At 65.6% G+C, this 26,365-nt stretch carries 29 protein-coding genes; 28 read left to right on the top strand and 1 reads right to left on the bottom strand.

Translation table 11 applies throughout. From position 1 onward, the window contains the following. The first annotated feature begins 112 nt into the window (after positions 1-112). The 8 genes from GGQ63_RS18720 to GGQ63_RS22125 all read left to right on the top strand — a co-directional run bounded on the left by GGQ63_RS18720 (position 113) and on the right by GGQ63_RS22125 (position 9,380). On the top strand, positions 113-4,468 hold the full coding sequence (locus tag GGQ63_RS18720; protein WP_183858130.1) for a strawberry notch-like NTP hydrolase domain-containing protein: 4,356 nt from the start codon (positions 113-115) through the stop codon (positions 4,466-4,468). After that, complete coding sequence (locus GGQ63_RS18725) at positions 4,468-5,529, top strand: DUF7146 domain-containing protein (RefSeq protein WP_183858131.1); 1,062 nt, start codon at positions 4,468-4,470, stop codon at positions 5,527-5,529. Before GGQ63_RS18720 ends, GGQ63_RS18725 begins: the two co-directional genes overlap by 1 nt. A 333-nt stretch (positions 5,530-5,862) precedes the next feature. Next, positions 5,863-6,792 carry a DUF2493 domain-containing protein gene (locus GGQ63_RS18730; RefSeq protein ID WP_183858132.1) on the top strand — a complete coding sequence of 310 codons (930 nt, stop codon included), beginning with the start codon at positions 5,863-5,865 and terminating at the stop codon, positions 6,790-6,792. Between the two features lie 142 nt (positions 6,793-6,934). Next, positions 6,935-7,375: a hypothetical protein gene (locus GGQ63_RS18735; protein ID WP_183858133.1), complete on the top strand. Its 441-nt coding sequence runs from the start codon at positions 6,935-6,937 to the stop codon at positions 7,373-7,375. A 581-nt stretch (positions 7,376-7,956) separates the two neighbouring features. Next, positions 7,957-8,280, top strand: a complete 324-nt coding sequence (locus tag GGQ63_RS18740; RefSeq protein WP_183858134.1) for a DUF736 domain-containing protein — start codon at positions 7,957-7,959, stop codon at positions 8,278-8,280. A gap of 190 nt (positions 8,281-8,470) precedes the next feature. Next, a complete protein-coding gene (locus GGQ63_RS18745) occupies positions 8,471-8,728 on the top strand; it encodes a helix-turn-helix domain-containing protein (RefSeq protein WP_183858135.1) in 258 nt (85 codons plus the stop codon). A 62-nt stretch (positions 8,729-8,790) separates the two neighbouring features. Further along, a complete protein-coding gene (locus GGQ63_RS18750; protein ID WP_183858136.1) occupies positions 8,791-9,045 on the top strand; it encodes a DNA -binding domain-containing protein in 255 nt (84 codons plus the stop codon). Between the two features lie 131 nt (positions 9,046-9,176). Continuing rightward, positions 9,177-9,380: a transcriptional regulator domain-containing protein gene (locus GGQ63_RS22125; RefSeq protein WP_246429874.1), complete on the top strand. Its 204-nt coding sequence runs from the start codon at positions 9,177-9,179 to the stop codon at positions 9,378-9,380. A 73-nt stretch (positions 9,381-9,453) separates the two neighbouring features. Here GGQ63_RS22125 and GGQ63_RS22130 read toward each other — a convergent pair whose 3' ends face one another. After that, positions 9,454-9,696, bottom strand: coding sequence for a hypothetical protein (locus tag GGQ63_RS22130; RefSeq protein WP_246429875.1), 243 nt, complete (start codon positions 9,694-9,696; stop codon positions 9,454-9,456). Between GGQ63_RS22130 and GGQ63_RS22135 the strand changes: the two genes are divergently transcribed. The 20 genes from GGQ63_RS22135 to trbF form a co-directional block, all read left to right on the top strand. Beyond that, positions 9,682-9,951 (top strand): DUF2285 domain-containing protein, encoded by a 270-nt coding sequence (locus tag GGQ63_RS22135; protein ID WP_246429876.1) that lies wholly within the window; start codon positions 9,682-9,684, stop codon positions 9,949-9,951. The two genes, GGQ63_RS22130 and GGQ63_RS22135, sit on opposite strands and share 15 nt — an antisense overlap. Before the next feature lie 129 nt (positions 9,952-10,080). Further along, entirely contained in the window at positions 10,081-10,353 is a 273-nt protein-coding gene (locus GGQ63_RS18760) for a helix-turn-helix transcriptional regulator (RefSeq protein ID WP_183858138.1), read from the top strand. Positions 10,354-10,359: 6 nt separating this feature from the next. After that, positions 10,360-11,238 (top strand): replication initiator protein A, encoded by an 879-nt coding sequence (locus GGQ63_RS18765; RefSeq protein ID WP_183858139.1) that lies wholly within the window; start codon positions 10,360-10,362, stop codon positions 11,236-11,238. Between the two features lie 208 nt (positions 11,239-11,446). Then, entirely contained in the window at positions 11,447-12,082 is a 636-nt protein-coding gene (gene parA / locus GGQ63_RS18770) for a ParA family partition ATPase (protein WP_183858140.1), read from the top strand. Further along, complete coding sequence (locus GGQ63_RS18775; RefSeq protein WP_126699830.1) at positions 12,079-12,333, top strand: hypothetical protein; 255 nt, start codon at positions 12,079-12,081, stop codon at positions 12,331-12,333. The genes parA and GGQ63_RS18775 overlap by 4 nt, the downstream gene beginning before the upstream one ends. Continuing rightward, the gene (locus tag GGQ63_RS18780; RefSeq protein WP_183858141.1) at positions 12,330-12,839 is read left to right on the top strand and encodes a DUF2840 domain-containing protein; all 510 of its coding nucleotides are present in this window, start codon (positions 12,330-12,332) and stop codon (positions 12,837-12,839) included. The genes GGQ63_RS18775 and GGQ63_RS18780 overlap by 4 nt, the downstream gene beginning before the upstream one ends. Then, positions 12,836-13,381 (top strand): S26 family signal peptidase, encoded by a 546-nt coding sequence (locus GGQ63_RS18785; protein ID WP_183858142.1) that lies wholly within the window; start codon positions 12,836-12,838, stop codon positions 13,379-13,381. Before GGQ63_RS18780 ends, GGQ63_RS18785 begins: the two co-directional genes overlap by 4 nt. A 45-nt stretch (positions 13,382-13,426) precedes the next feature. Next, on the top strand, positions 13,427-13,762 hold the full coding sequence (locus GGQ63_RS18790) for a DUF736 domain-containing protein (RefSeq protein ID WP_183858143.1): 336 nt from the start codon (positions 13,427-13,429) through the stop codon (positions 13,760-13,762). A gap of 4 nt (positions 13,763-13,766) precedes the next feature. Next, complete coding sequence (locus GGQ63_RS18795; RefSeq protein ID WP_183858144.1) at positions 13,767-14,546, top strand: lytic transglycosylase domain-containing protein; 780 nt, start codon at positions 13,767-13,769, stop codon at positions 14,544-14,546. A gap of 244 nt (positions 14,547-14,790) precedes the next feature. Beyond that, positions 14,791-16,530, top strand: coding sequence for a relaxase/mobilization nuclease domain-containing protein (locus GGQ63_RS18800; RefSeq protein ID WP_183858145.1), 1,740 nt, complete (start codon positions 14,791-14,793; stop codon positions 16,528-16,530). 28 nt (positions 16,531-16,558) lie between these two features. Continuing rightward, the gene (locus tag GGQ63_RS18805) at positions 16,559-18,547 is read left to right on the top strand and encodes a conjugal transfer protein TraG (RefSeq protein ID WP_183858146.1); all 1,989 of its coding nucleotides are present in this window, start codon (positions 16,559-16,561) and stop codon (positions 18,545-18,547) included. 7 nt (positions 18,548-18,554) lie between these two features. Next, the gene (locus GGQ63_RS18810) at positions 18,555-18,989 is read left to right on the top strand and encodes a ribbon-helix-helix protein, CopG family (protein ID WP_129608423.1); all 435 of its coding nucleotides are present in this window, start codon (positions 18,555-18,557) and stop codon (positions 18,987-18,989) included. A gap of 167 nt (positions 18,990-19,156) precedes the next feature. Beyond that, a complete protein-coding gene (gene trbB, locus GGQ63_RS18815; protein WP_183858147.1) occupies positions 19,157-20,140 on the top strand; it encodes a P-type conjugative transfer ATPase TrbB in 984 nt (327 codons plus the stop codon). Next, positions 20,140-20,469, top strand: coding sequence for a TrbC/VirB2 family type IV secretion system protein (locus GGQ63_RS18820; protein WP_425502094.1), 330 nt, complete (start codon positions 20,140-20,142; stop codon positions 20,467-20,469). The genes trbB and GGQ63_RS18820 overlap by 1 nt, the downstream gene beginning before the upstream one ends. Beyond that, positions 20,469-20,747 (top strand): VirB3 family type IV secretion system protein, encoded by a 279-nt coding sequence (locus GGQ63_RS18825; protein ID WP_183858149.1) that lies wholly within the window; start codon positions 20,469-20,471, stop codon positions 20,745-20,747. Before GGQ63_RS18820 ends, GGQ63_RS18825 begins: the two co-directional genes overlap by 1 nt. Before the next feature lie 7 nt (positions 20,748-20,754). Next, complete coding sequence (gene trbE / locus GGQ63_RS18830) at positions 20,755-23,211, top strand: conjugal transfer protein TrbE (RefSeq protein ID WP_183858150.1); 2,457 nt, start codon at positions 20,755-20,757, stop codon at positions 23,209-23,211. Continuing rightward, positions 23,208-23,975, top strand: a complete 768-nt coding sequence (gene trbJ, locus GGQ63_RS18835; RefSeq protein ID WP_183858151.1) for a P-type conjugative transfer protein TrbJ — start codon at positions 23,208-23,210, stop codon at positions 23,973-23,975. Before trbE ends, trbJ begins: the two co-directional genes overlap by 4 nt. A gap of 9 nt (positions 23,976-23,984) precedes the next feature. Further along, the gene (gene trbK-alt, locus GGQ63_RS18840; RefSeq protein WP_183858152.1) at positions 23,985-24,347 is read left to right on the top strand and encodes a putative entry exclusion protein TrbK-alt; all 363 of its coding nucleotides are present in this window, start codon (positions 23,985-23,987) and stop codon (positions 24,345-24,347) included. A 4-nt stretch (positions 24,348-24,351) separates the two neighbouring features. Next, positions 24,352-25,704, top strand: coding sequence for a P-type conjugative transfer protein TrbL (gene trbL, locus GGQ63_RS18845; RefSeq protein ID WP_183858153.1), 1,353 nt, complete (start codon positions 24,352-24,354; stop codon positions 25,702-25,704). Continuing rightward, positions 25,704-26,365: conjugal transfer protein TrbF (gene trbF / locus GGQ63_RS18850; protein ID WP_246429877.1), on the top strand; the 662-nt coding region annotated here is incomplete at its 3' end. The genes trbL and trbF, both read left to right, overlap by 1 nt.

The following is a 26,365-nucleotide window of genomic DNA, read 5'->3' on the forward strand; positions in this document are numbered from 1 at the left end:
AGGGCAGCGGCGTGACGAGAGGGAGAGCTTGGCCGGGATGGGTTTGAGCCGGAGCGGTCCAGAGAGAGCGCCGGCCGGCTCGCCCGTTCCCGCTCTCCCGAGGCTCACCGACATGACCCCAACCACCGCTCTTGCGGCCGCGCCTGCGGTCGCGGCGTCCCCGCTTGCGTCTCCCTCCGACATCGCCCGCTGCATCGGCGCAGCCGCGCACCATCTCCTTCCGCATCTCGAACAGGGCAGACAGGTCGACGCCGCGACCCTTCGTGCCGCGATGGAGCGAGCCTTCGGCGCCTCCGACGCGTCCGGCACCTGGGACTGGAAGGCAGCTTATGACGCCTGCGAGGCCGCCACCGTTCTGTTTCTCCGCAAATATGGAAAGGCGCTTCTGCGCAAGGCCGGTTCTCCGGCCCTGGCCCTCCCCATGCTGGAGAAGATCGTCGGCCTCCTGCCGACGCACGCGCGCCGCTCGTCCGAGAGCGAGGCGCTCCAGCAGTTCTCGACGCCGACCCCGCTCGGCCTCGCGGTCGCGACGGCCGCGGCGGTCACCCCAGCCGACCGCGTGCTCGAGCCGTCGGCGGGCACCGGCCTGCTCGCCATCCTTGCGGAGATCGCGGGCGGATCGCTCGTCCTCAACGAGCTGGCCGAGACTCGCGCCGGCATTCTCTCCCTGCTGTATCCGAACGTCGGCGTGACCCGTCACGACGCCGCGCAGATTCACGATCATCTCGACGCCGCCATCGTGCCGAGCGTCGTGATCATGAACCCGCCGTTCTCGGTGATGGCCAACGTGCAAGGCCGCATGGCCGACGCCGCGCTCCGCCATATCGGCTCGGCCCTGGCGCGGCTTGCCGACGGCGGCCGGCTGGTCGCGATCACCGGCGCCAATGTCGCGCCCGACGCGCCGGCCTGGCGCGACGCCTATGTCCGGCTGCAGGAACGCGGCCGTGTGGTCTTCTCCGCCGCCATCGATGGCCGGGTTTATGCCAAGCACGGCACGACCTTCCCGACACGGCTGACCGTCATCGACAAGCGACCGGCCGACGATCCGACCGCGTTCCCGGTCGCACCCGGTGTCGCGCCGGACGTCGGGACGCTGCTGGCCTGGATCGCCGAGCACGTTCCGCCACGGCTGCCGGTCGATGCCTCCGCCGCCCTGCCGGCCGTCACGACGCCGCGCACCGTTCGCGGCTATCTCGCACGCGCCGCACAAACTGCAACGCGACCGTCGAGCGTCGCCGAGCCTGAAGGCGTCGAACTCAGCTACGAGACGATCGACTGGACGCCGCCGCAGGGCGCGCGCCTCTCCGATTCCATCTACGAGGACTATGCGCTCCAGAGCATCCGGATTGCCGGCGCTCAGGATCACCCGACGCAGCTCGTCCAATCGGCGGCGATGGCCTCCGTCGCGCCGCCCAAGCCGACCTACCGTCCTCGACTTCCTGCCAACATCCTCAACGTGCTTTCCGGCGCCCAGCTCGAAACGCTGATCTACGCAGGCGAGACGCACTCGGACTATCTCGCCGGCGCCTGGATGGTCGACGCAACGCTTGACGTCGTGACCGCCGCAGCGGAGGACGCCAAGGGCGCAATCCGCTTCCGGCGCGGCTGCATGATCGGCGACGGAACGGGCGTCGGCAAAGGCCGCGAGTCTGCCGGCATCATCCTGGACAATTGGATGCAGGGCCGCCGCAAGGCGGTTTGGATCTCCAAGTCCGATAAGCTGATCGAAGATGCGCAGCGCGACTGGTCGGCGCTCGGCATGGAGCGATTGCTCATCACGCCGCTCTCGCGATTCCCGCAGGGCAAGCCGATCACGCTTCGGGAAGGCGTCCTATTCACCACCTATGCCACGCTACGCTCCGACGACCGCGGCGAACGCCTTTCCCGCGTGCGGCAGATCGTTGAATGGTTGGGCTCCGACTTCGACGGAGTGATCATTTTCGACGAAGCGCACGCCATGCAGAACGCGGTCGGCGCCAAAGGTGAACGCGGCGATCAGGAGGCCTCGCAGCAGGGCCGCGCAGGCCTGCGCCTCCAACACGCGCTGCCGGACGCCCGCATTGCCTATGTCTCCGCGACCGGCGCGACGACCGTGCACAATCTCGCCTATGCGCAGCGCCTCGGCCTCTGGGGTGGCGAAGACTTCCCGTTCTCGACCCGGGCCGAATTCGTGGAGGCGATCGAAGCCGGCGGTGTCGCCGCCATGGAGGTGCTCGCCCGCGACCTGCGGGCGCTCGGCCTCTACACCTCGCGCTCACTGAGCTTCGCCGGCGTCGAATACGAGTTGGTCGAGCATGAGCTGACGCCCGAGCAGACCCGCGTCTATGACGCCTACGCGGACGCCTTCGCGATCATTCATAACAACCTCGACGCCGCCATGCAGGCCGCCAACATCACCGGCGGAAGCGAGGGCGGATCGGGGACGCTGAACCGCCAGGCCAAGTCGGCTGCCCGGAGCGCGTTCGAGTCGGCGAAGCAGCGCTTCTTCGGGCACCTCCTCACCAGCATGAAGACGCCGACCTTGATCCGCTCGATCGAGCGCGATCTCGAAGACGGCCATGCCGCCGTCGTCCAGATTGTCTCGACGGGTGAAGCCCTGATGGAGCGGCGTCTCGCGGAGCTCCCGACCGAGGAGTGGAACGACGTTCGCGTTGACATCACTCCGCGGGAATATGTCCTCGACTATCTTGCCCATTCCTTCCCGGTGCAGCTGTACGAGCCCTTCACCGACAGCGAGGGCAAGCTGTCGTCGCGTCCGGTCTATCGCGACGGCCAGCCGGTCGAGAGCCGGGAGGCTGTGCAGCGACGGGATGCGCTCATCGCCAAGCTCGCGAGCCTGCCCCCCGTTCCCGGCGCGCTCGACCAGATCGTACAGCGCTTCGGCACCGACATGGTGGCGGAGGTGACGGGCCGGTCGCGCCGGATCGTCCGCAAGTCGAGCGGCGCCACCAGGAGCGATCGCCTTGTCGTCGAAACCCGGGCGGCCTCCGCCAATCTCGCCGAGGCGCAGGCGTTCATGGACGACCAGAAGCGCATCATTGTGTTCAGCGACGCGGGTGGCACCGGCCGCAGCTATCATGCCGAGCTTACGGCGAGGAACACGCGCCTTCGCGTGCACTATCTCCTCGAGCCCGGCTGGAAGGCGGATACGGCCATCCAGGGACTCGGCCGCACGCATCGCACCAACCAGCAGCAGCCTCCGCTGTTCAGGCCGGTCGCGACGAACGTGAAGGCCGAGAAGCGCTTCCTGAGCACGATCGCACGCCGGCTCGATACGCTCGGCGCGATCACGCGCGGCCAGCGCCAGACCGGCGGCCAGAACCTGTTCAGGCCTGAAGATAATCTCGAAAGCCACTACGGACGCGACGCCTTGCGCCAGCTCTACATGCTGCTCGTTCGCGGCAAGATCGAGGGCTGCTCGCTTCAGCGCTTCGAAGCGGCGACCGGCCTGAAGCTCATGGATGCGAACGGCATCAAGGATGACCTGCCGCCGATCACCACCTTCCTCAACCGCATGCTCGCGCTGACCATCGAGCTGCAAGGTGTCCTGTTCACGGCCTTCGAGCAACTGTTGAACGCCCGCATCGAGGGCGCGATCGCCGCCGGCACCTACGACATGGGCCTGGAAACGCTGCGGGCGGAAAGTTTCGTCGTCACCGACCGCGAGACGATCTACACGCATCCGGGCACCGGCGCGGAGACGCGCCTCCTGACCATCATGCAGCGCCAGCGCAATTGTCCCGTCACGCTGGACGAAGCGCTGAGCCGGCTGCGCGAGCGCGGATCGCGGCTTCTCGTCAACGAACGCTGCGGGCGTGCCGCCGTGCAGGTCCGGGCGCCGTCCGTCATGCTCGACGACGGCGATGTCGAATACCGCGTGCGTCTGATCCGGCCGATGGAAGCACCGAACGTCCCCGTCCGCATGATGGCGGAGAGCCATTGGCAGGAGGCAGACGAAGCGGCCTTCGCCGACGCCTGGACCACGGAACTGAACGAGGTGCCGGCGTTCGCCGACTCGACCATCCACATGGTCGCGGGTTTGTTGCTCCCGATCTGGAAGCGGCTGCCGAACGAGTCGACACGCGTCTATCGGCTGCAAACCGACGACGGCGAGCGCATCATCGGACGCAGGGTCTCGCCGGCGTGGGCAGCGACCGCCACGGCGACCGGCCTGCCTTCGCTGACGCCGGACGACGCCTTCGCCGCCCTTGTCGAGGGCAAGACCGTCATCGATCTTGCCGAGGGGCTCCAGCTTCGTCGCGTTCGGTTGATGGGTCGTCATCGCATCGAATTGTCGGGCTTCACCGACACCATGCGCGAACGGCTCACGGCCTACGGCCTCTTCCACGAGATCATTTCGTGGAAGCTGCGCATGTTCGTGCCCACCGACGCGAGCGGCCCCGCGATCCTCGCCAAGGTGATGGATCGCTATCCGGTCGCGCGCGTCGGCGAGCGGGAGGCCGCGTGATGTCCCGGCTCGATGCTTCGGAACTCGCACACCGTCTCGCGCGCAACGCCGAGGCGGTGTGCCGCCACTATCTCTCCAACGGCCATCGCGAAGGTCGCTATTGGATGGTGGGCGACGTGCGCAACACGCCTGGGCGCTCGATGTTCGTGCGCCTGGCCGGCCCCGAGAGCGGCAAGGGTGCGTCGGGCAAATGGACCGACGCCGCCACCGGCGAGCATGGCGACCTTCTCGACGTCATCCGCGAGAGCTGCGGCCTCCTGGATTTCGCTGATGTCGCCAAGGAGGCACGCGCCTTCCTCAGCTTGCCGCAACCCGAACCGCCGCGCGACGAGCGCCGCCACGCGTTACATCCTACCCCGACAGGGTCGTCGGAGGCTGCGCAGCGCTTGTTCGCGATGTCGCGACCGATCCACGGCACGCTGGTCGAGGCATATCTCCGCAGACGCGGCATTACGTCTTTGCACGGAACCGGATCGCTCCGCTTTCACCCACGCTGCTACTACCGGCCAGACGAGCATTCCGCGACGGAGACCTGGCCCGCCATGATCGCAGCGGTCACCGATCTCGACGGCCGCCTCACCGGAGCGCATCGGACCTGGCTCGATCCCGAGGGCTTTGACCCCATTCGCCTCGGCAAGGCGCCGATCGACACGCCGCGTCGCGCGATGGGCGATCTTCTCGGACACGCTGTCCGCTTCGGAGTGGCCGGCGATGTCATGGCTGGCGGCGAAGGCATCGAGACCATGCTGTCGCTCAGGATGGCGCTACCCGACATGCCGATGGTCGCCGCTTTGTCGGCCGCCCATCTCTCGGCCATCCTGTTCGCGGACACGCTGCGCCGACTCTACATCGCGCGTGACGACGATCCGGCGGGCGACGGCGCGATGGCCGCGCTGATCGAGCGTGCGTCCGACGACGGTATCGAGGCGATCGTGCTGTCGCCGAGACTGGGCGACTTCAACGAGGATCTCCGCATGCTCGGCCCCGACGCGCTGCGGGCGAACCTTCGGGCGCAGCTCGCGTCGCGGGATGTCACCCGTTTCATGGCCGAGGCCGCATAGAGCTCGCGATCGTGACCGCATGGCCGGGACGAAGGTGAGGTCCAGTGCCTCGCCGGCGGCCGATGCTCAGGCGTGCCGGAGAGAGCCGCGCCCTCGGCCTTCAAGAGGGCGATCGGGACGGCAAACGGCCCGGCCCGGCAACCTCGTGGGCCGACTATTTTCCGTCGGCGGCAGAGCCGCCTTTACATCGCGAAGCAAAATAGTCGGCCCCCTTCGGCCCTCCGCTGCGCTTCGGCCCTGCGCTTCGCTCCGGGTGCAGGGCCGCACCGCCCGCCGTCTTCCGCCGCCATGAAGGCCGCGAGGGTCGCGGTCAATCCAGCGACGGAGCATCCCATGACCACCGACGACGACTTCGAACCCCACCACAATTCGTCTCCGACCGATCACGTTCTCGCCGAGCTGCAGCTCTACGGCTTTCGCCCCTTCCAGGACGAACCCGATCCACGACCGCTTCCCGAGGGCAATGTCGTCGCCGGCGCCATTGCCGACATCTTCGATGCTCTCGTCGCTACGCTCAGCGACACACGCCTCGAACCCGATCTCGAAGACCTGCTGTGGTCGACCACCAACGTCTTCCATCGCGCCGCCGACCGCATCGCCCGAGAGCTCGACGATAACGAGCAGGCGCAGCGCCGCAGCCAACGCGAACAGGACGGCACCGAGGTCAAGTCTGTCGAACTCGAGCGCCTGATCGCCGAGGGGCAGACGCTCATCGAACGACGCGACGCCTTCGAACTGATGCGCGACCAGGCGTGCGAGCATTTCGAGCGTCACGCTGGCTCGGCCTGGCGGCCGCGCAACGGCTCACTCGTCAACCATCGTGCGATGACCGCGGCGATGATCGACAGCCGGGACTTCCTTGCCGCGAAGAAGCGGTCCGAGACCGAGGTCATGCTGCCGCCCGGCCCGAAGGTCGCGCTCAGCGGCGGGCTCGACTTTAACGATCATCGGCTGATCTGGGACAAGCTCGACCAGGTGCGTGCCAAGCACCCCGACATGGTGCTGATGCACGGCGGATCACCGAAGGGCGCCGAGCGTATCGCCGCCCGCTGGGCCGATCACCGCAACGTGCCGCAGATCGCCTTCAAGCCCGACTGGACGAAACATGCGAAGGCCGCACCATTCAAGCGCAACGACGCAATGCTGGCCGTGCTGCCTATCGGCGTCATCGTCTTCCCGGGAACGGGCATCCAGGACAACCTGACCGACAAGGCCCGCAAGATCGGAGTTCCCGTCTGGCGCTACGGCGACAAGCCGAAGTGATCGCCGTCAACACCTGCCTCAATCAGAGCGCCGCGGCGAATTCGGTTCGCCGCGGCCTTCTCTTCTTTGCTATAATATCCGTCCGCGCCGTGGTGGTGGTGGAAGGCGCGACCGTCAGATGCTTCTCACGGAGGCCACCACCATGATTGTCATCAGCATCCTCGCCAGCATCGCCGCCATCGGCGTGATCTGCTGTCTGTTGTTCTACCTCGCCGTCTACGCGCTACCGCTGTTCGCCGGCGTGACGGCAGGCGTTTGGGCCTACGGCACCGGCGCTGGCTGGCTCGGAGGAATCGCCGTTGGGATCATTGCCGGTCTCGCAACGCTCCTCATCGGCCACTTGCTGCTCATTTTCGTCAAGCCGCTCTGGCTCCGCCTCATGATCGCAGCGGTCTTCGTGGCGCCAGCGGCCATCGCCGGCTATCACGCAACCCATGGCATCGTGAAGCACACCATGCCTTCCGAGACGTGGCAGATCGCCTTTTCGGTTGTCGGCGCGATCGTCGTCGCCATTACTGCCTTCGCTCGCCTCGCGACGCTGGCCCCGCCCGGTCGGGCCGGCCAAGGCGTGGTTCGCGCCTGACGCCATTCCAGCCGGCGCGGCATCACCAGATCAGGCTGTAGCCTTCGACTCCGCCGCGTCAGTTGGCAGTTCGCTGCGGAACTCCCGGCTCAGAGCGAGCCCCTGGTGGCGCGTCACGTTGAAATGCGGGCCAGGCCGCGCAGCGAACGACGACGCCTGCGAAGGCGGTGGCCAGATCGCTCGCCACTTCTTGTTCGTCGGGAGCATTGATGCGGGAGGTTCGTTTGCCTCGACATGATGAAGCACTGGCCGCCGTCCGCCGTGTCTCAGCGGCTGCACGACGGGTGTCGCCAAGTTCGCCTTGATCCTTCTCTGTCTGATCGAGCGCTCCAAGCGGCCTCTTTGATGGGCTGATCTGGCCGAAGGCCGGCTTCGCCTCGATCGCCTATGCCGCAATGGCGCCGATCAACTTTCTTCCCCTGGGCTGCGCCCATTCCTCGCGAAACAAGAAAGTCTCCCGGCTGCCATCCTCCGCTGCGCTTCGGCCTGCAAACAGGTGCGGCGTCGATCGCCTCCGGCCAACCGATCGCCATCGAGGCCGCAATGGTGCGGGCTCGAAATAGAGATCAAGGAGAACTGCCATGGCGACCATCGGCACCTTCAAGAAGTCCGGCGACGAGTTCGTCGGCCAGATCGTCACCCTCAGCGTCCAGGCCAAGAACGTCCGCATCGTCCCCGAGACCAACCGCTCGGGCGAGAACGCCCCCAGCCACCGCGTCTTCGCGGGCCGCGTCGAGATCGGCGCCGCATGGGCCAAGCGCTCCAACGAGGGGCGCGACTATCTGGGTCTCAAGCTGGACGACCCGTCGTTCACGGCTCCCATCTATGCCAACCTCTTCGACGACGAGGACGGCGAAGGCTACAGCCTGATCTGGTCCCGCCCGAACCGCCGCAACGGCGAGTGAGGCTCGAGCTCCAGGCCCCGCCCGGAACACCCAGGCGGGGCTTTCGCTCGCTTCAGCGACCGAATCAGTTCCACCGCCACCCCGTTGCTGACGGAAAACACAGCGATTTTTACTGGCGCCAGTCGCAGAGAGCGACTAAAATAGTCGTAGTTCTGGCGTGCGTGTGCCCGGCGATGGGAGGTGATCATGCATGATCACCGCCCGACAATCGCGGGCCGCGCGCGCGTTGCTGGGTTGGACACAGGAGACGCTCGCTGACAAGGCCCGAGTCTCTCTTACGGCGCTCAAGCGCCTTGAATCAGAGAACAACCTCGCGGTCTACGAATCGACGCGCGACCAGGTTCGTCGCGCCCTCGAGACCAGCGGCATAGTCTTCCTCTCGTCCGATCAAGGCGAAGGAGTGATGCTTGTTCACACTGAGGTCAAAGGCTCGAAGCATAGTCCGTAGCATTGCGGCACGACTCGCGCCAAATCCGATTGCGCGGCCCATGATCGAGTAGCGAGAGCCAGTTGACACAGAACCCATTTGTCGATGAACCACCGCAGAGCGACGAGCTCACACGGTATGACCGAACACACATGAAGCTCTACATGCGCCTGCTCGACGCCGACTCAAGCGGTGCCGACTGGCGAGAGGCTGTTCACGTGCTCTTCGGGATTGATCCGGACAAGGAGCCTTTGCGTGCTAGCCAAGTGCACCGTGCCCATTTGGCTCGCGCTCGCTGGATGGCCGACCACGGATACAGACTACTGCTCCGCGGATAGGCCACTGAATGAAAGCCGTGATGCCGGCGCGGCATCATCTGCTGCCAAGAATCAGACTTCACTCGTCTCCCCTCAGCCATAATCGTTGCTCCTTCGACGCAAGCGGCCACTCGGACCGAGGGAGGGACTAAATGAGACCTGATACATCGCATTGGCATTCGTCAGTATCGTATGACTACGTTGACGGCCTGATCGCATCAGACTTGGCCTGGGAATGGCTGCGGCGAAACACGAACTACCAGCAAGATTATTCGCGAGGCGAGCGCCGTCCGACCCAATTGAAAGACTTGACACGCGAGGTACGCGAGCGCTGGGGGTTGCGCTTTCCCGGTTGACCCGCGCCTGTCAGCGAAAGACCTCACGGTATTCTGGTCACCGGAAGCCGACCCAGGCACGGTTATCCTGGGCTCATGGCCGGCGACATCCACCGTAGACAGCATCGTTGTGCCAACGATAGATGCCGCAACCAGCCATACGGATTCCGATGGTGGCGTAAGTCTCGCCCTCGGCCGCGGCCTTCTGTCGATCCGTGTCCTTCTTGTGCCAGGGGTTGCGGCTGGTCAGCGTGTCTTTGCTCTCCTCCCTCTCGGCGCGGACGGCCTCGATCGGATCGAGGCGGTCGCAAGGCTTTGGCGCATGGCGCACAGCCACCGCTTGCTCCCCGACGCGCGCATTACGGCGCAACAGCGCCGCCGCCTAAGACGCATGCTCCAGGCGGTCGACGGGCACAGCGAAGGAGCGAGCTACCGCCAGATTGCCGAGGCCATCTTCGGCCAATCCCGCATCGCCGAGACGCCTTGGAAAACCTCCGCCCTGCGCGACGCGACCATCGACCTCGTCAAAGACGGCCTGGCCCTGACCGCCGGCGGCTACCGCTCGCTGCTCAAGCGTCGCCGTAGGCTATAGCGCCAAGCCAGGGGGGTGCTTTTTTGGCCACCCCAAATTCGCCATCCCCCATCGCAGTTCCTCTCCGCCACCGTGGCCTTCGGACGCCGCTGATTACCAGCAGCCTCAACAAACGCCCGGAGGTGCGACATGAACAATCTCGCTGGATTGCCGCCACGCTTCTTGCGGACGCCGGAAGCCGCCAACTACCTCGGCCTGTCGAGCCGCACGCTTGAAAAGCATCGGACCTACGGCACAGGCCCGTCATATCGAAAACTCGGCGGACGCGTCGTCTACGCGCTCGAAGACTTGCAGGCCTGGGCCGATCGCGGCGCTGTGACGTCTACGTCAGATCCTCGCGGATCCGTACTCCCGGCCAAGCGCCACACCTCTCCCGTTCCGGCCCGCTCCCACCATCGCTGAGCCCCAATGTCAACGGCGCGGTGCAGCAGCGAGCGCGAGCAGCTCGATCTCTTCCGGGCCTTGCCCGGCGACCTCGCTCCACGCGACGCGCAGGACCTCATGGCATATCCCTTCTTCTCCCTCGCAAAATCAAAAAGACTGACGCCGATCGACTTCAAAGCTGGCACGATCGTGATCCGTGTCGAGGCCGTGGCAGAACATGGCCTGGCGACGATCTGGGACGCCGACGTTCTGATCTGGGCAGCGTCGCAGATCGTCGAGGCGCGCGACCTCGGCCTGAAACCGTCGCGCCTGATGGCGGCGACGCCATACGAGATTCTCTCCTTCATCGGCCGCGGGGTGAGCGCACGCGACTACGATCGTCTCAAAGCCGCGCTCGACCGCCTGCAATCGACCACGGTCGCGACCTCGATCCGCCAGCCGAACGAGCGGCGGATGCACCGCTTCTCCTGGATCAACGAGTGGAAAGAAAAGGCCGATCCACACGGCCGCCCGCTCGGCCTCGAGCTGATCGTGCCCGACTGGTTCTACGCGGCCGTGCTCGACGACGCCCTCGTGCTGACGATCGACCGGGCCTACTTCCGCCTGACCGGCGGGCTGGAGCGCTGGCTGTATCGGCTTGTGCGCAAGCACGGCGGCCGCCAGCAGCACGGCTGGAGCTTCGACGTCGCCTACCTTCATACGAAGTCCGGCAGCCTGTCGCCGCTCAAGCATTTCACCTATGACCTGCGCGACATCGTCCGCCGGCAGACACTGCCCGGCTACCGGCTGACCCTCGAGCAGCCGCCGGACGCCCCGGAACGCCTCGCCTTCGCTCCCGTCGATGCCGCTGCCCTCGCTCCGCTGGGGAAGCGCGAGCCCTCTCGCGCTGGGGATAAGCTGTGAATCGTCTCGTGCTATCGGGGACCGCACCTATCGTGCCATCGGGGACCCGATCCTCGTGCTATCGGGGACCGGAATCGTCGAATCCGAACGCGGATTCAAGGCATTGGGTGCGGCCTAACTTTTGTAACCAAGATTCCTTCGGAATCTTTCTAACGGCCGCTCCGCGATCCACACCTGTGCATGAGCGCTGCCAACAGCGGGGCGTGCCATGATCGTCGCGCTGCTGAACCAGAAAGGCGGTGTCGGCAAGACGACGCTCGCTCTGCATCTTGCCGGCGAATGGGCGCGGCGTGGCCAGCGTGTCACCGTCATCGACGCCGACCCGCAAGGCTCCGCTCTCGACTGGTCGCAGCAGCGCGCACGCGAAAGCCTTCCGCGCCTGTTCGGCGTAATCGGCCTGGCGCGCGACACGCTTCATCGCGAAGCACCCGAACTCGCGCGCAACGTCCATCACATCGTCATCGACGGCCCGCCGCGCGTCGCCGGGCTGATGCGCTCAGCGCTGCTGGCGGCGGACATCATCCTGATCCCGGTGCAGCCATCGCCGTTCGACGGTTGGGGCTCGGCCGAGATGCTCGCACTGCTCAGCGAGGCGCGCGTCTACCGTTCGCACCTCGTCGCCCGCTTCGTTCTCAATCGGTGTGGCGCACGCACCGTCATCGCGCGCGAGACGGCGCTCACGCTCGCCGATCACGACCCGCCACTGCTCGCCTCCAAGGTCGGCCAGCGTGTCGCCTTTGCCGACGCCGCCCAGTCCGGCCGCCTCGTCTGGGAAGCCCACGCAACGATTGCGGCGCGCGAGATCACTGCCCTTGCGAGCGAAGTCGGGAGGCTGGCGCGGTGACCCAGCGATCCTCCAAACGCGCCTTCATCGCGCGACCGGCTGATCCCGAACGCTGGATCAAGGCGCCTGCGCCGCGCTCCAACAGCAACGGCGACGCGGCCGCTTACACCGCGCGGCTGACGATCGACATCACGACGGAACTGCGCGGCCGCATCAAGATCGTCGCCTTCCAGCGTGGCCTGACCGTTGCGGACATGCTGCGCGACCTCCTCGCCCGCGAATTCCCTCCAGCCGAAGGAGACCTGCCATGAGTGCCGCATCTCACCTGCGACTCGTGCCGCCGCCCCTTCCCGTCGACGGCCTCACGCGCGTCGAGCTGACCTGGATCGAGAAGAAGGTCGAATACTGGATTCGCTTCGGCAAGGAGAAGGATGAGCAGATCCTCGACCGGCGCCGCCGCGTTTTGAGCTTCACGCCCAACAGCGTCTTCGCCTTCGTTCGCTGGGCCTCGAACGACCACGGCACGGTCATCTCGCGCATCGACATCGTGCGCACGATCACGCCGGGCGAGCGCTATTCCACGCTGCCTTTCGTGCGGCCGGGCGGCGACATCCTTCTCAAGATGGAGAGCTGGCCGAAAGTCGAGCGCGTCCTCCAGGTCATCGACGCTATTGAGGCGGCTGGAATCGATCCGAGCGAGGTCTCGCCGCATCACTGGCGGCATGTCCACAATCGCTTGACTGCGGGCCAGGAACCGCGCGCCTACACGGTCGAGCAACATCGCGCGATCCTACTGCGCCGCGAGATCGAGTCATGACGCGCTTCGGCTACGTCATGACCACGTACTTCGCCGCGATGTCGATCGGCGTCGGCTCCTTCGTCCCCGTGACGCCACGACTCATCTGGAACGCTTCCGCCAGCATGCCGATTGGCTTCTATACGATCGCGCCGGCGGATCGGCTCGAGGTCACCGACCTGGTCGTCGTCAACGCGCCTGAACCGCTCGCCTCCTTCCTGGCTGAGCGCCACTACCTGCCGCGCGGCGTGCCGCTCCTGAAACGTGTTGCCGGGCTTCCGGGGCAAGAAGTCTGCCGCCATGGCATGCACGTCACAGTCGACGGCATCGACATGGGCGATGCGCTGGTGCGCGACCGGCTCGGCCGGCAACTGCCGATCTGGCAGGGCTGCCGCCGCATCGCCGACGGCCAGGTCTTCCTCATGAACTGGTGGGTCGAGGACAGCCTCGACGGGCGCTACTTCGGCCCGCTCCCTGCCAGCGCAATCGTCGGCCACGCGCTGCCGCTGTGGACCGATGAGGAAGGCACCGGACAGTTCGAATGGCGCGCACCGACGCGGTGACGGTGCGCGCTGTCGTCCTCTCATCGCACCAGCAAGGAGACCGAAATGCCTCAGATCGGAGAGTTCGCCCGCACCAAGAATGGCTATTCCGGACGCATCCGCACGCTCTCACTCGACATCGAGATGGTGTTGGTTCCGGCCGAACATTCGGACGCCGAGAACGCGCCGGACTATCGCGCGCATCTCGGTGACGGCGATGGCCCGGAGATCGGCGCAGGCTGGAAGCGCACCGGCGAGAAGGCTGGCGACTACGTGTCGGTCCAGATCGACGACCCCGCACTCGGACAGCCGATCCGCGCCAATCTCTTTCAATCGGGCGAGGGCAAGTCCGTCTGGGGTTTGCATTGGACGCGTCCGCAGAAGCGCGCCGAGCGGGACTGACGGAATGCCCATCTGCTGCACCTCACCAACGCGGATCATGAGGCCCGGGCGGCGTTTGCCCGCCCGGCGTCTCACCGCTCTTCTCCTTTCCGGCCTGCTCTCGGTAGTCACGATCAGCGGTTCGGCCAGTCCTCAGGTGGTGCCGTCCGCCAGCGCCGATCAGGCGAGCCCCATCGCTCTCCACATCGACGTGGCCTCGCGCCGCTTCCGCATTCCGGCGTCCTGGATCCGCGTGGTCATGCGCGCCGAAAGCGCACATGACATCCGCGCCGTATCCTCTGCTGGCGCGATCGGCCTTATGCAAGTCATGCCGGAAACCTGGCTTGAGCTGCGCGCCCGCTACGATCTTGGTCGCGACCCGTTCGATGTGCGGGACAACATTCTCGCCGGCGCCGCGTACCTGCGCGAGATGTACGACCGATACGGCAATGTCAGCGCCATGCTGGCCGCCTACAATGCAGGGCCCCGGCGTTACGATGAGTACCTTGTGGGCACGCGCGATCTGCCGGCCGAGACGCGGGCCTATGTCGCCACGATCGCACCCCTTCTCGGGGTTGACCCGCCGCCGTATGCAATGCCTTCGACGCGCGCTGATCCGCTTGCTTGGATGAGCGCCCCGCTCTTCGTCGCACGCTCTGATGACGTCGGAAAAGCAGCCGTAATGCATCCCGAGCGTCAGCGCGAAAGCGGACCGAACGCGCCACGAATGCAAGATGCCGGCGCATTCTCAGCGCGTTCACCCGCTCTATTCGTAGCACGCGGCGGCAACGAGAGGCCGCAATGACGACTGCCGTCCCCATTCGCGTCATGGCGTGTTCAGGCGTGGAATGGAGTGCGTTGAGGCAGGAGCTTGGAAGCACGACCGCACGATGGCGAGATAAAAAGGCGCGATGTGCGCGCGAGGACGGTCGTGGCTTTTCAATAGCTTGCGAGCCGAGTTCGCGAGGTGCGCCTTGTCGACGCAGCCTGCGGCCTCGACGCTCTCTCTGTTCAATCAGAGTGTTAGCGCGATGTGCGGAGCTGTGGCTATGAGCGTCGAGGACGAGTTCCGCATCCGCCCCGGCCGCATCCGCTCGACGCGCGCCCAGCGCGCTCGGCCGTTCATCGCGCAGGCGCTTGCGGCCGCGCAGCGGGCCGGCGGTCACGTCTCACGCTCAGGCAACATCAGCTCCGGCACAGGATCGCGCTTCGGACGTGGCCGCCGCGCGACCGTGCAGGCGAACCGTCTGCTCACCAGCCGCTCGCGCATCACGGTCATCAAGACCCGCGTCGTTCGCCATTCGGCGCGCTCGGCGCCGCTTGCAACACACCTCAGCTATCTCCGCCGCGAAGGCGTGACCCGGGATGGGGAGAAGGCCCGTCTCTTCGGACCCGGCGGCGACGACTTGGATGCCAAAGACTTTGCCGAGCGTTGCGAGGACGATCGCCACCACTTCCGCTTCATCGTCTCGCCCGAGGATGCGACCGAGATGTCGGACCTCAAGATCTTCGCCCGCGACCTGATAAACCAGATGGAGAAGGACCTCGGCACCAAACTGGAATGGGTGGGCATTGATCATTGGAACACCGACAATCCCCACGTCCACATCATCCTGCGCGGCCGCTCCGATGACGGCCAGGATCTCGTCATCTCGCGCGACTACATCAAGGAAGGCATGCGTGCTCGCGCACAGGATCTCGTGACGCAGGAGTTGGGCCCACGCACGGATCAGGAGATCCGGCGCAACCTCGAACGTCAGGTCGAGTCGGAGCGCTGGACCAACCTCGACCGGCAACTCTCGCGTGACGCGTATCGGACAGGCGTCATCGATCTCGCTCCGAGCCCTGATCGCCAGCCTGACGAGTTTCACGTCCTGAAAGTCGGACGGCTGCGCAAGCTGGAGGCTCTGGGCCTCGCCGATCAGATCGGCCCGGGCCAGTGGGTGATGGTCGAGAATGCCGAAACTACTCTGCGCGAGCTTGGCGAGCGAGGCGACATCATCAAACGCATCCATCGCGGGCTGGCCGAGCGCAATATCGAGCGTGGCACCTCGAGTTACGTGCTCGCCGGAGAGAGCCTTGAGGACCAGATCGTTGGTCGTCTCATAGCGCGTGGTCTCGATGACGAGCTGAACGGCACGGCCTATGCCGTGATAGATGGAGTCGACGGCCGGACCCATCACATCAAGCTCGCCGACCTCGATGCTGCTGGGGACTCGGGCCCAGGTTCGATCGTCGAGCTGCGCAAGTTTGATGACACGCAGGGCCGGCGACGCGTTGCGCTCGCAGTTCGATCGGACATCCCGCTCGAGCAGCAGATTACTGCCAACGGCGCCACCTGGCTGGACCGCCAAGCGATTGCGCGCGAACCGGTGGCCCTTGGTGGCGGTGGCTTCGGAGCCGAGGTGCGCGACGCGCTCGATCGCCGCGCCGAGCATCTCATCAGTCAGGGCCTGGCCGAGCGCCAAGCGCGGGGCGTAAGTTTCAGCCGCAACCTCATCGGAACGCTGCGCGGGCGCGAACTCGACGCACTGAGCGAACGCCTGAGCGCCGAGACAGGACAAGCCGCCGTCAAACCGTTGGCCGGCGAATATGTCGCCGGCACATACCGCCGCCGCTTCGACCTCGCATCCGGCCGCTTCGCAATGCTCGATGACGGGCTCGGCTTCCAGCTCGTCCCGTGGTCGCCCTCACTCGAAGGGAATCTCGACCGCCACATCTCCGGTATTGCCCGGGGCGACGGCGGGGTCGATTGGAGCTTCGGCCGGAAGCGCGGGCTCGGCCTGTGAAGGCGCCAGAAAAGAAGGAGTGCCGACGATGTCAGCTACGAAAATCCTCTGGGGTCAAATTCTCGTTGTCTCGCTGATCATTCTGGCTACCACGTGGGCAGCGACGCAGTGGACGGCATGGCAGTTGGGTTTCCAGGCACAGCTCGGCGAGCCGTGGTTCGATCTGTTCGGTTGGCCGGTCTACTACCCGCCATCATTCTTCATGTGGTGGTACTTCTACGACGCCTACGCGCCAGCAATTTTCGTGCGCGGTGCGATCATCGCCGCATCCGGTGGTTTCATCGCGATCGCCGTCGCCATCACGATGTCAGTGTGGCGGGCACGTGAGGCCAAGAACGTGGACACCTATGGGTCGGCCCGTTGGGCGCGGCCTGACGAGGTCAAGGCAGCCGGACTCCTTGGGCCCGACGGGGTCGTGCTTGGAAGGCTCGGCCGTGACTATCTCCGGCACGACGGACCCGAGCACGTCCTCTGCTTTGCGCCGACCCGCTCTGGCAAGGGCGTCGGCTTGGTCATTCCCTCGCTGCTAACCTGGCCCGGCAGCGCGATCGTCCATGACATCAAGGGCGAGAACTGGCAGCTGACTTCCGGCTTCCGCGCGCGGCACGGCCGCGTGCTGCTGTTCGACCCCACCAACGCGAGGTCGTCGGCCTACAACCCGCTGCTCGAAGTCCGGCGCGGCGAATGGGAAGTCCGGGACGTCCAGAACATCGCCGACATCCTGGTCGACCCGGAAGGCTCGCTGGAGAAGAGGAACCATTGGGAGAAGACCTCCCATGCGCTGCTGGTCGGCGCGATCCTCCATGTGCTCTACGCGGAGGAGGACAAGACGCTCGCGGGCGTTGCCTCCTTCCTCTCCGATCCCCGCCGACCGATCGAGTCGACGCTCGCGGCGATGATGAAGACCCCGCATCTCGGGGAGGCCGGACCACATCCAGTCATCGCAAGCGCCGCCAGGGAGTTGCTCAACAAGTCTGACAACGAACGAAGCGGCGTTCTGAGTACGGCCATGTCGTTCTTGGGCTTGTACCGCGATCCCGTGGTCGCCGCTGTTACGCGCCGGTGTGACTGGCGGATCACCGACATTGTGGGCGACGCGCGACCAACGACGCTCTACCTCGTTGTGCCACCGTCAGACATCGCGCGCACCAAGCCTCTCATCCGGCTGGTCTTGAACCAGATCGGACGGCGCCTGACGGAAGACCTGCGTGCGAAAGGGCGCCGCCACCGGCTGCTTCTCATGCTCGATGAGTTTCCCGCGCTTGGCCGTTTGGATTTTTTCGAGAGCGCGTTGGCCTTCATGGCGGGTTACGGCTTGAAGTCGTTCTTGATCGCGCAATCGCTGAACCAAATCGAGAAGGCCTACGGGCCAAACAACTCGATCCTCGACAACTGTCATGTGAGGGTGAGCTTTGCTACGAACGACGAAAGGACCGCCAAAAGGGTCAGCGACGCACTCGGCACAGCGACCGAGATGCGCGCAATGCGCAACTATGCCGGCCATCGCCTGAGTCCCTGGCTCGGCCACCTGATGGTGTCGCGATCAGAAACTGCGCGACCGCTGCTTACGCCGGGTGAGATCATGCAGCTCTCGCCGGCGGACGAAATCGTCATGGTTGCCGGCACGCCACCTATTCGCGCCCGGAAGGCGCGGTACTTTGAGGATCGCCGCTTTCAAGAGCGCATCCTTCCGCCTCCGAATACCGCAAAGGCATCCGAGCCGCAGTCGAATGAGTGGACGTCCATGCCCGTCCCACCGCGCCCGGCCCTCGAATTGGTGGGATCGGCGAACGGCAGCAGCGAAGGCGAAGACCCAAACGGCTCCGAGAAGCGGCGGCAGCCCGAGCTGAACCGCACGACCCCGGTGGAGAGGAAACTTCCCATGGAAAACGAGTTCGAAATCGACCAGGTCGACGACGATGCGGACGACACCGCACGCCTGAGCCGTGTGAACCGCCTCATGCAAGGCATCGCGCGACAAGTGTCCCTCGATCCGAACGACGGAATGGAACTTTAGGCAGCCGATGGCAAATCCGGGCAAAAAGCAGCGGCTCTCGGTCTATCTTGAACCGGCCGTCACCAAATCCCTCGCCGAGTATGCGGCGCGCCGTGGCCAGTCGCGGTCGCTAATCGCCGAAGCAGCGATCGCCTCTTTCCTATCACCTGACGCTGCCGAGCGACAGGAAGCTGCTATTGCGAAGCGCCTCGATCAGCTCGACAGGCGTATGACGCGCCTCGAACGGGATCTGGGGATTGCGGTGGAGACGCTCGCAGTTTTCGTCCGGAACTGGTTGATGACGAACCCGCCGCTGCCTGAGCCGGCCCAGGCGGCCGCCCGCGCCCAAGCGGGCGAACGCTACGATGCGTTTGTCGCTGCGCTCGGTCGCCGCCTCGCCAAGGGACCTCGCCTGCGTCAAGAGGTCTCCGAAGACGTCCCGGGCGACTCCCCAGCCGAATAGAGCGCGCGGGCCGAGTCACTACTTCTGCCGTTTCGCCGCTTCCCTGTATTTGCACGCCACAGTACGACGACCACATTCCGGTTGTTGCATCGCCCGAATTTCTGCCTCTTCTACTCATCCCCGATCCAGGGCCGCTCTCGAGTGGTCCCGCGCAGAACGGGGACGACATGGCGAATTCCTTCCAGCAAACAGAGGCGATACTTCGCGGCACGCGCATGCTGCGGACGGCGCTAGGGCCAGCGGTCGCCGGATTCCTGGAGGACCCGTCGATAGTCGAGGTGATGCTCAACCCGGATGGGCGGCTCTGGATCGACCGGCTCTCGGAAGGCCTCGCCGATACAGGCGAGCGCCTGTCGGCCGCCGACGGAGAGCGCATCGTCCGCCTCGTCGCCCACCATGTCGGCGCAGAGGTCCACGCCGGAAGTCCGCGGGTCTCGGCAGAGTTGCCCGGAACGGGGGAGCGCTTCGAGGGCCTGCTGCCGCCTATCGTGGCCGCGCCCGCCTTCGCAATTCGGAAACCCGCCATCGCGATCTTCACGCTGCAGGACTACGTCGCGGCCAGCATCATGTCGGCCGAGCAGGCGGAGACTCTTCGCAGCGCGGTCACCGATCGCCGCAACATTCTCGTCGCCGGGGGAACAAGCACCGGCAAGACTACGCTCACCAACGCGCTCCTCGCAGAAGTGTCAAAATCGACCGATCGCGTCGTTCTCATCGAGGACACGCGCGAGCTTCAGTGCAGCGCGCCCAATCTCGTGGCGATGCGCACGAAGGACGGCGTCGCGACGCTGTCCGACCTGGTGCGCTCTTCTCTGCGCCTGCGGCCCGATCGCATCCCCATCGGCGAGGTGCGCGGCGCCGAGGCCCTGGACCTCCTGAAAGCTTGGGGCACCGGGCATCCCGGTGGCGTCGGGACCATTCACGCCGGCACAGCGATCGGGGCTCTGCGGCGTCTCGAACAGCTCATCCAAGAGGCGGTGATCACGGTGCCTCGTGCCCTAATCGCCGAGACGATCGACCTTGTCGCTGTCCTCAGCGGCCGCGGATCGTCGCGCCGCCTCGCCGAGCTCGCGCACGTCCACGGCCTGACCGCCGACGGCGACTACCACGTCACCCCCGCAACCTTGCCCGCCACAGGAGATCGTGCGTGATCCACAAGCTCCAGAACCTTCGTCGTCATCTTGCCTCCGCAACCGCGGCCGCTGTCGTCAGCCTCGCGCTCGCCCCGGCCGCACATGCCTCTGGCTCCTCAATGCCGTGGGAGCAGCCGCTTGAACAAATCCTTCAGTCGATCGAAGGACCCGTCGCGAAGATCATCGCGGTGATCATCATCATCGTTACCGGCTTGACCCTCGCGTTCGGGGACACGAGCGGTGGCTTTCGGAGACTCGTTCAGATCGTCTTCGGCCTCTCGATCGCTTTCGCAGCCAGCTCGTTCTTTCTCAGCTTCTTCAGCTTCGGCGGCGGAGTGCTCGTCTGATGCCGGGCATTGCCGACAACGCAGAAGTCCCAGGCTTCTCGGTGCCCGTTCACCGGGCGCTGACCGACCATATCCTCCTCGGCGGCGCGCCGCGCTCGATCGCGATCCTCAATGGCACGTTGGCGGCCGCTCTCGGCCTTGGCCTTCGGCTCTGGCTCGTCGGTCTCGGACTCTGGGCTGCCGGCCACTTCGCGGCCGTATGGGCAGCCAAACGCGATCCAATGTTCGTGGAAGTGATCCGCCGGCATCTGCGCATCCCCTCCTTCCTCGCGGTCTGAGCCTGCCATGATGAACCTCGCCGAATACCGCCGCACCGCTACTCGCCTCGCAGATTTCCTGCCTTGGGTCGCGCTTGTTGGCCAAGGAGTTGTTCTGAACAAGGACGGCTCATTTCAACGCAGCGCAAGCTTTCGTGGTCCAGATCTCGACTCCGCTGTTGCAGCGGAACTGGTTGGCGTGACGGCAAGGCTTAACAACGCTTTCCGCCGTCTCGGTTCGGGCTGGGCGATTTTTGTAGAGGCGCAGCGCTACCCCTCCAACCGCTATCCGGACAGCATCTTTCCCGATCCCGCGTCTGCGTTGCTCGATGCCGAGCGCAAGGCTGATTTCGAGGAAGAAGGCGCACATTTCGAGTCCCGCTATGTCCTCACGTTCGCTTGGCTGCCGCCGGCCGAGGATGCCGCGCGCGCGGAGACTTGGCTCTACGAGGGAAGGGAACGGTCAGGTGTCGACCCTCACGAGATTCTGCGAGCCTTCGTCGACCGCACCGACCGTGTGCTCGCGCTGCTCCACGGCTTCATGAAGGAATGCCGTTGGCTGGATGACAGCGAGACGCTGACCTACCTGCATTCCTGCGTTTCCACCAAGCGCCATCGTGTCCGTGTTCCCGAGACACCGATGTATCTCGATGCGCTGCTGGCCGACCAGCCTCTCACCGGAGGCCTTGAGCCTCGTCTCGGCGATCAGCACCTGCGCACACTCACCATCGTAGGCTTCCCGACCGCGACGACGCCCGGCATCCTCGACGAGCTGAACCGGCTCGCATTCCCCTATCGTTGGGCAACACGTGCGATCCTGCTCGACAAGACCGACGCGACCAAGCTGCTCACCCGCATCAGGCGGCAATGGTTCGCAAAGCGGAAAAGCATTGCGGCCATCGTCAAGGAAGTCATGACGAACGAGGCTTCGGTCCTCGTAGATACCGACGCCGCCAACAAGGCCGCCGACGCCGACATGGCCCTTCAGGAGCTCGGCGCGGATCTCGCCGGCATGGCCTACGTGACGGCTACGATTACGGTATGGGACGGCGATCCACGCGTAGCCGACGAGAAGCTGCGCCTCGTCGAGAAGGTGATCCAGAGCCGCGACTTCACCGCAATACTCGAGAGCGTCAACGCAGTCGACGCCTGGCTCGGGAGCCTTCCCGGCCATCTGTACGCCAACGTCCGGCAGCCGCCAATCTCGACGCTCAACCTGGCGCACATAATTCCACTCTCGGCTGTCTGGGCCGGCTCCGCTCAAGATGAGCACTTCAAAGCGCCGCCGCTGTTCTTCGGCAAGACCGAGGGAAGCACGCCGTTCCGCTTTTCGCTCCACGTCGGCGACGTGGGCCACACGCTGATCGTGGGGCCAACCGGCTCCGGCAAATCGGTGTTGCTCGCGCTGATGGCGCTGCAATTTCGACGCTACGATCGCAGCCAGGTTTTCGCCTTTGATTTCGGCGGTTCGATCCGCGCCGCCGCGCTCGCAATGGGCGGAGACTGGCACGACCTCGGAGGCGGCCTCACGGAAGGTTCCGAAACCTCCGTCTCTCTCCAGCCGCTTGCACGCATCCACGACACCTATGAGCGAGCCTGGGCAGCCGATTGGATCGTCGCCATCCTAATGCGCGAAGGCATCGCGATTACTCCGGAAGTCAAGGAGCACATCTGGACGGCGCTGACCTCTCTTGCCTCCGCCCCTGTCGAGGAGCGGACCATTACCGGCCTGACGGTGCTGCTCCAATCAAACGACCTCAAGCAGGCAATTCGACCCTATTGCATTGGAGGCCCCTATGGCCGCCTGCTGGACGCGGAATTCGAGCATCTGGGTTCGGCCGCTGTTCTGGCCTTTGAGATCGAGGGTCTTGTCGGGAGCGGAGGGGCGCCGGCTGTTCTGTCCTACCTGTTTCATCGCATCTCCGACAGGCTCGACGGCTCGCCGACCCTGCTCATCATCGACGAGGGGTGGCTGGCGCTAAACGATCCCGGCTTTGCCAAGCAGCTCACCGAGTGGCTGGTCACGCTCCGCAAGAAGAACGCGTCTGTCGTCTTCGCAACCCAGTCGCTTGCACAGATTGAGAAGAGCACGATCGCTGCCGAAATCGTCGACAGTTGCCACACGCGGCTGCTGTTGCCCAACGACCGGGCGATCGAACCGCAGATCACCAGCATTTATCGCCGGTTTGGGCTCAATGATCGCCAGATAGAGATTCTCGCGCGAGCCACGCCGAAACGAGACTACTACTGCCAATCCCGACGCGGCAATCGCCTTTTCGAGCTGGGTCTCTCCGACGTGGGCCTCGCCCTCTGCGCCGCATCCGCAAAGGATGATCAGGCGCTGATTGCCAGCATCCTGGCTGAGCACGGCCGGGAGGGGTTCCTCCCTGCGTGGCTCGAAGCTCGCGGCGTGAGCTGGGCCGTCGATCTCCTTCCTAACTTCCCGACGCTCCTCCCCGAACCCTCAAAGGAGGCTCAACCATGAGCACCCGCCAATCCCGCTCGCGCGCGGCACTCCTCGCCGCCACCATCTTCTCGCTTCCAATGTCGCTTGTGCCGCCGGCGATCACGCCCGCGTCGGCGCAGTGGATCGTCTACGACCCGACGAACTACGTGCAGAACGTGCTTCAGGCGGCACGCGCGCTTGAGCAGATCAACAATCAGATCACCTCGCTTCAGAACGAAGCGCAGATGTTGATCAACCAGGCAAGGAATCTCGCCAGCCTGCCGTACTCCTCGCTCCAGCGGCTGCAACAGTCGATCCAGCGGACCCAGCAGCTCCTCGGCCAAGCGCAGAACATCGCCTTCGACGTCCAGCAGATCGACCAGGCGTTTCAGACGACGTATGGCAGTGCCTCGCTGTCCGCGTCCGACCAGCAGCTCATCGCCGACGCCCGCACCCGATGGCAGAACACCGTGGGCGGCTTGCAGGACGCGATGCGCGTCCAGGCGACGGTGGTCGGCAACCTCGACACTAACCGCGCCGAGATGTCAGCCCTCGTCGGCCAGAGCCAGGGTGCGACCGGCGCCCTGCAAGCCGCCCAGGCTGGCAACCAGATCCTCGCCCTTCAAGCGCAACAGCTTGCAGACCTCACCGCCGTTGTGGCCGCTGACGGCCGCGCCCGCGCGCTCGCAGAAGCCGAGCGCGCGGCCGCCGCGGAGCAGGGCCGCGAGCAGCGCCGGAGGTTTCTCACTCCCGGCTCCGGCTACCAGCCCGGCAACGCCAGCATGTTCCCCGCAGGAAACTGAGACCTCGCTATGGACGGAAAGATGCTCGCCCGGCTCGGTGCCGTCGCCTTCGTTGCCGTCGCAATCACCGCGACGGTCGTCGAGCTGACCCGGAAGGAGGAGCGGCCGGAGATGGAGTCCGCCCGTCCGGCGCAGACAAACGCGTTGGACCCGCTGAACGCCGAACTGTTCCGTTGTCAGAGCCTCGGAGAGGCCGGTCCGCGCGATCCCGCATGCCTGCGCGCCTGGGCTGAGAGCCGCCGACGCTTCCTGACGCCTGGGACGGGCAACACGACAGCGGATCGAGAACAGTCACGAGCGCCCGCCGAAGGCTCATCCGCGAGCGAAGCGCGCCGTCGTGAAGCGGCGCCGCAGACCGAGGACGCCGAGTAGCGCCATGGGGGGCACGGGGGTCATCGATCATTTCCTGGAGGTCTTCACCCGCTACATCGACAGCGGTTTCGGCCTGTTGGGCGGCGAGGTCGCATTCATCGCGACAACGCTGATCGTGATCGACGTGACGCTCGCGGCGCTGTTCTGGAGTTGGGGCGCGGACGACGACATCATCGCCAGGCTAGTCAAGAAAACATTGTTCGTCGGTGTCTTCGCCTACATCATCGGCAATTGGAACAATCTCGCCCGCATCGTCTTCGAGTCCTTTGCCGGCCTCGGCCTCAAGGCTTCCGGCACCGGCTTCTCGACCACCGATCTGCTACGCCCCGGCCGTGTTGCGCAGACCGGCCTCGACGCCGGACGGCCGCTGCTTGACTCGATCTCCGGCCTCATGGGCTACTGGTCGTTCTTCGAGAACTTCATTCAGATTGCGTGCCTCTTCCTCGCCTGGGCGCTCGTACTGCTCGCCTTCTTCATCCTCGCCGTGCAGTTGTTCGTGACGCTCATCGAGTTCAAGCTCACTACGCTTGCCGGCTTTATGCTCATCCCATTCGGGCTGTTCGGCCAGTCCGCCTTCATGGCCGAGCGTGTGCTCGGCAACGTCATCAGCTCCGGCATCAAGGTGCTGGTGCTCGCCGTGATTATCGGCATCGGTTCGACGCTGTTCGGCGAGTTCACCGCAGGCTTCGGTGGCGCCAGCCCGACGATCGATCAGGCCATGGCGATCGTGCTGGCGGCGCTGTCACTGCTCGGCCTCGGGATATTCGGTCCTGGGATCGCAAGCGGCATTGTCTCGGGCGGCCCACAACTTAGCGCCGGGGCCGCCGTCGGCACGGGCCTCGCGGCTGGTGGCGCCGCCGTCGCCGCAGGCGCGGCCGGCGGATTTGCGGTACGTGGCGGCGCTGCGGCCCTATCTGGCACGGCCGCCGCCGCCCGCGGCGGAGCAGCCGTGGCGGGAGGCGCGGCAACTGCCTACAGCCTTGGTGCTGCCGGGCAATCCGGCGCTGCCGGCGTGGCTTCGGGCCTTGGTGGCGTCGCCCGCGCCGCCGGCAGCGCGGCCGCCTCGCCGCTCCGTCGTGCTGCGACCCGCGCTGCCGACAGCATGCGAGCCAGCTACGCGCGAGGCGCTCAGTCCGCTTTCGAAGCGGCGGGCGGCGCATCGACCATGGGGAGCGTCGGCGGCAGCGCTGCCCAGGCACCGTCTGCGCCCACGTCTGAAGGTCCGCCGGCTTGGGCCCGCCGCATGAAACGCTCTCAGCACATGTCGCACGGCGTGATGGCCGCCGCTCACGCGATCCGCAGCGGCGACAGCCATGGCGGCGGCGCCTCCGTCAACCTCTCCCAGCGAGACCAATGATGTTCAAACGGCCATCGACACACTACGGAAAGACTCCCGTACCCGAGACACCATACCAGCGCGCCGCTCAGGTCTGGGACGAGCGGATTGGCTCGGCTCGCGTGCAGGCAAAGAACTGGCGCCTGATGGCGTTCGGCTGCCTGTTCCTGTCCGCTGGATTTGCCGCAGCGCTCGTCTGGCAGTCTGCCCGTGGCACCGTGGTGCCTTGGGTGGTTCAGGTCGACAATCTCGGCCAAGCCCAGGCCGTTGCGCCCGCCGTCGCGGAGTACCGCCCCACCGATCCGCAGATCGCCTACCACCTTGCGCGCTTCATCGAGCAGGTCCGTGGCCTGCCTGCCGACCCCATCGTCGTGCGCCAGAACTGGCTGCGGGCCTATGAATTCACCACCGATCGAGGTGCCGCAGCGTTGAACGACTACGCTAGGGCGAACGATCCCTTCACGCGCGTCGGCCGGCAGCAGGTCGCAGTCGAAGTCTCCAGCGTGATCCGCGCCTCGCCCGACAGCTTCCGCGTCGCCTGGACCGAACGCCGCTACGAGAACGGCCAACTCGCGGCGACCGAGCGTTGGCCTGCTGCCGGTTTCGTGGACACCGAGATTGGGTGTTTCATGAAGCCGGAGGTGGCAGATGCAGCGACGGAAGTTTTCGCGGGAGTTCAAGG

It is taken from the genome of Prosthecomicrobium pneumaticum, assembly GCF_014199915.1.
Taxonomy (GTDB): Bacteria; Pseudomonadota; Alphaproteobacteria; order Rhizobiales; family Kaistiaceae; genus Prosthecomicrobium; species Prosthecomicrobium pneumaticum.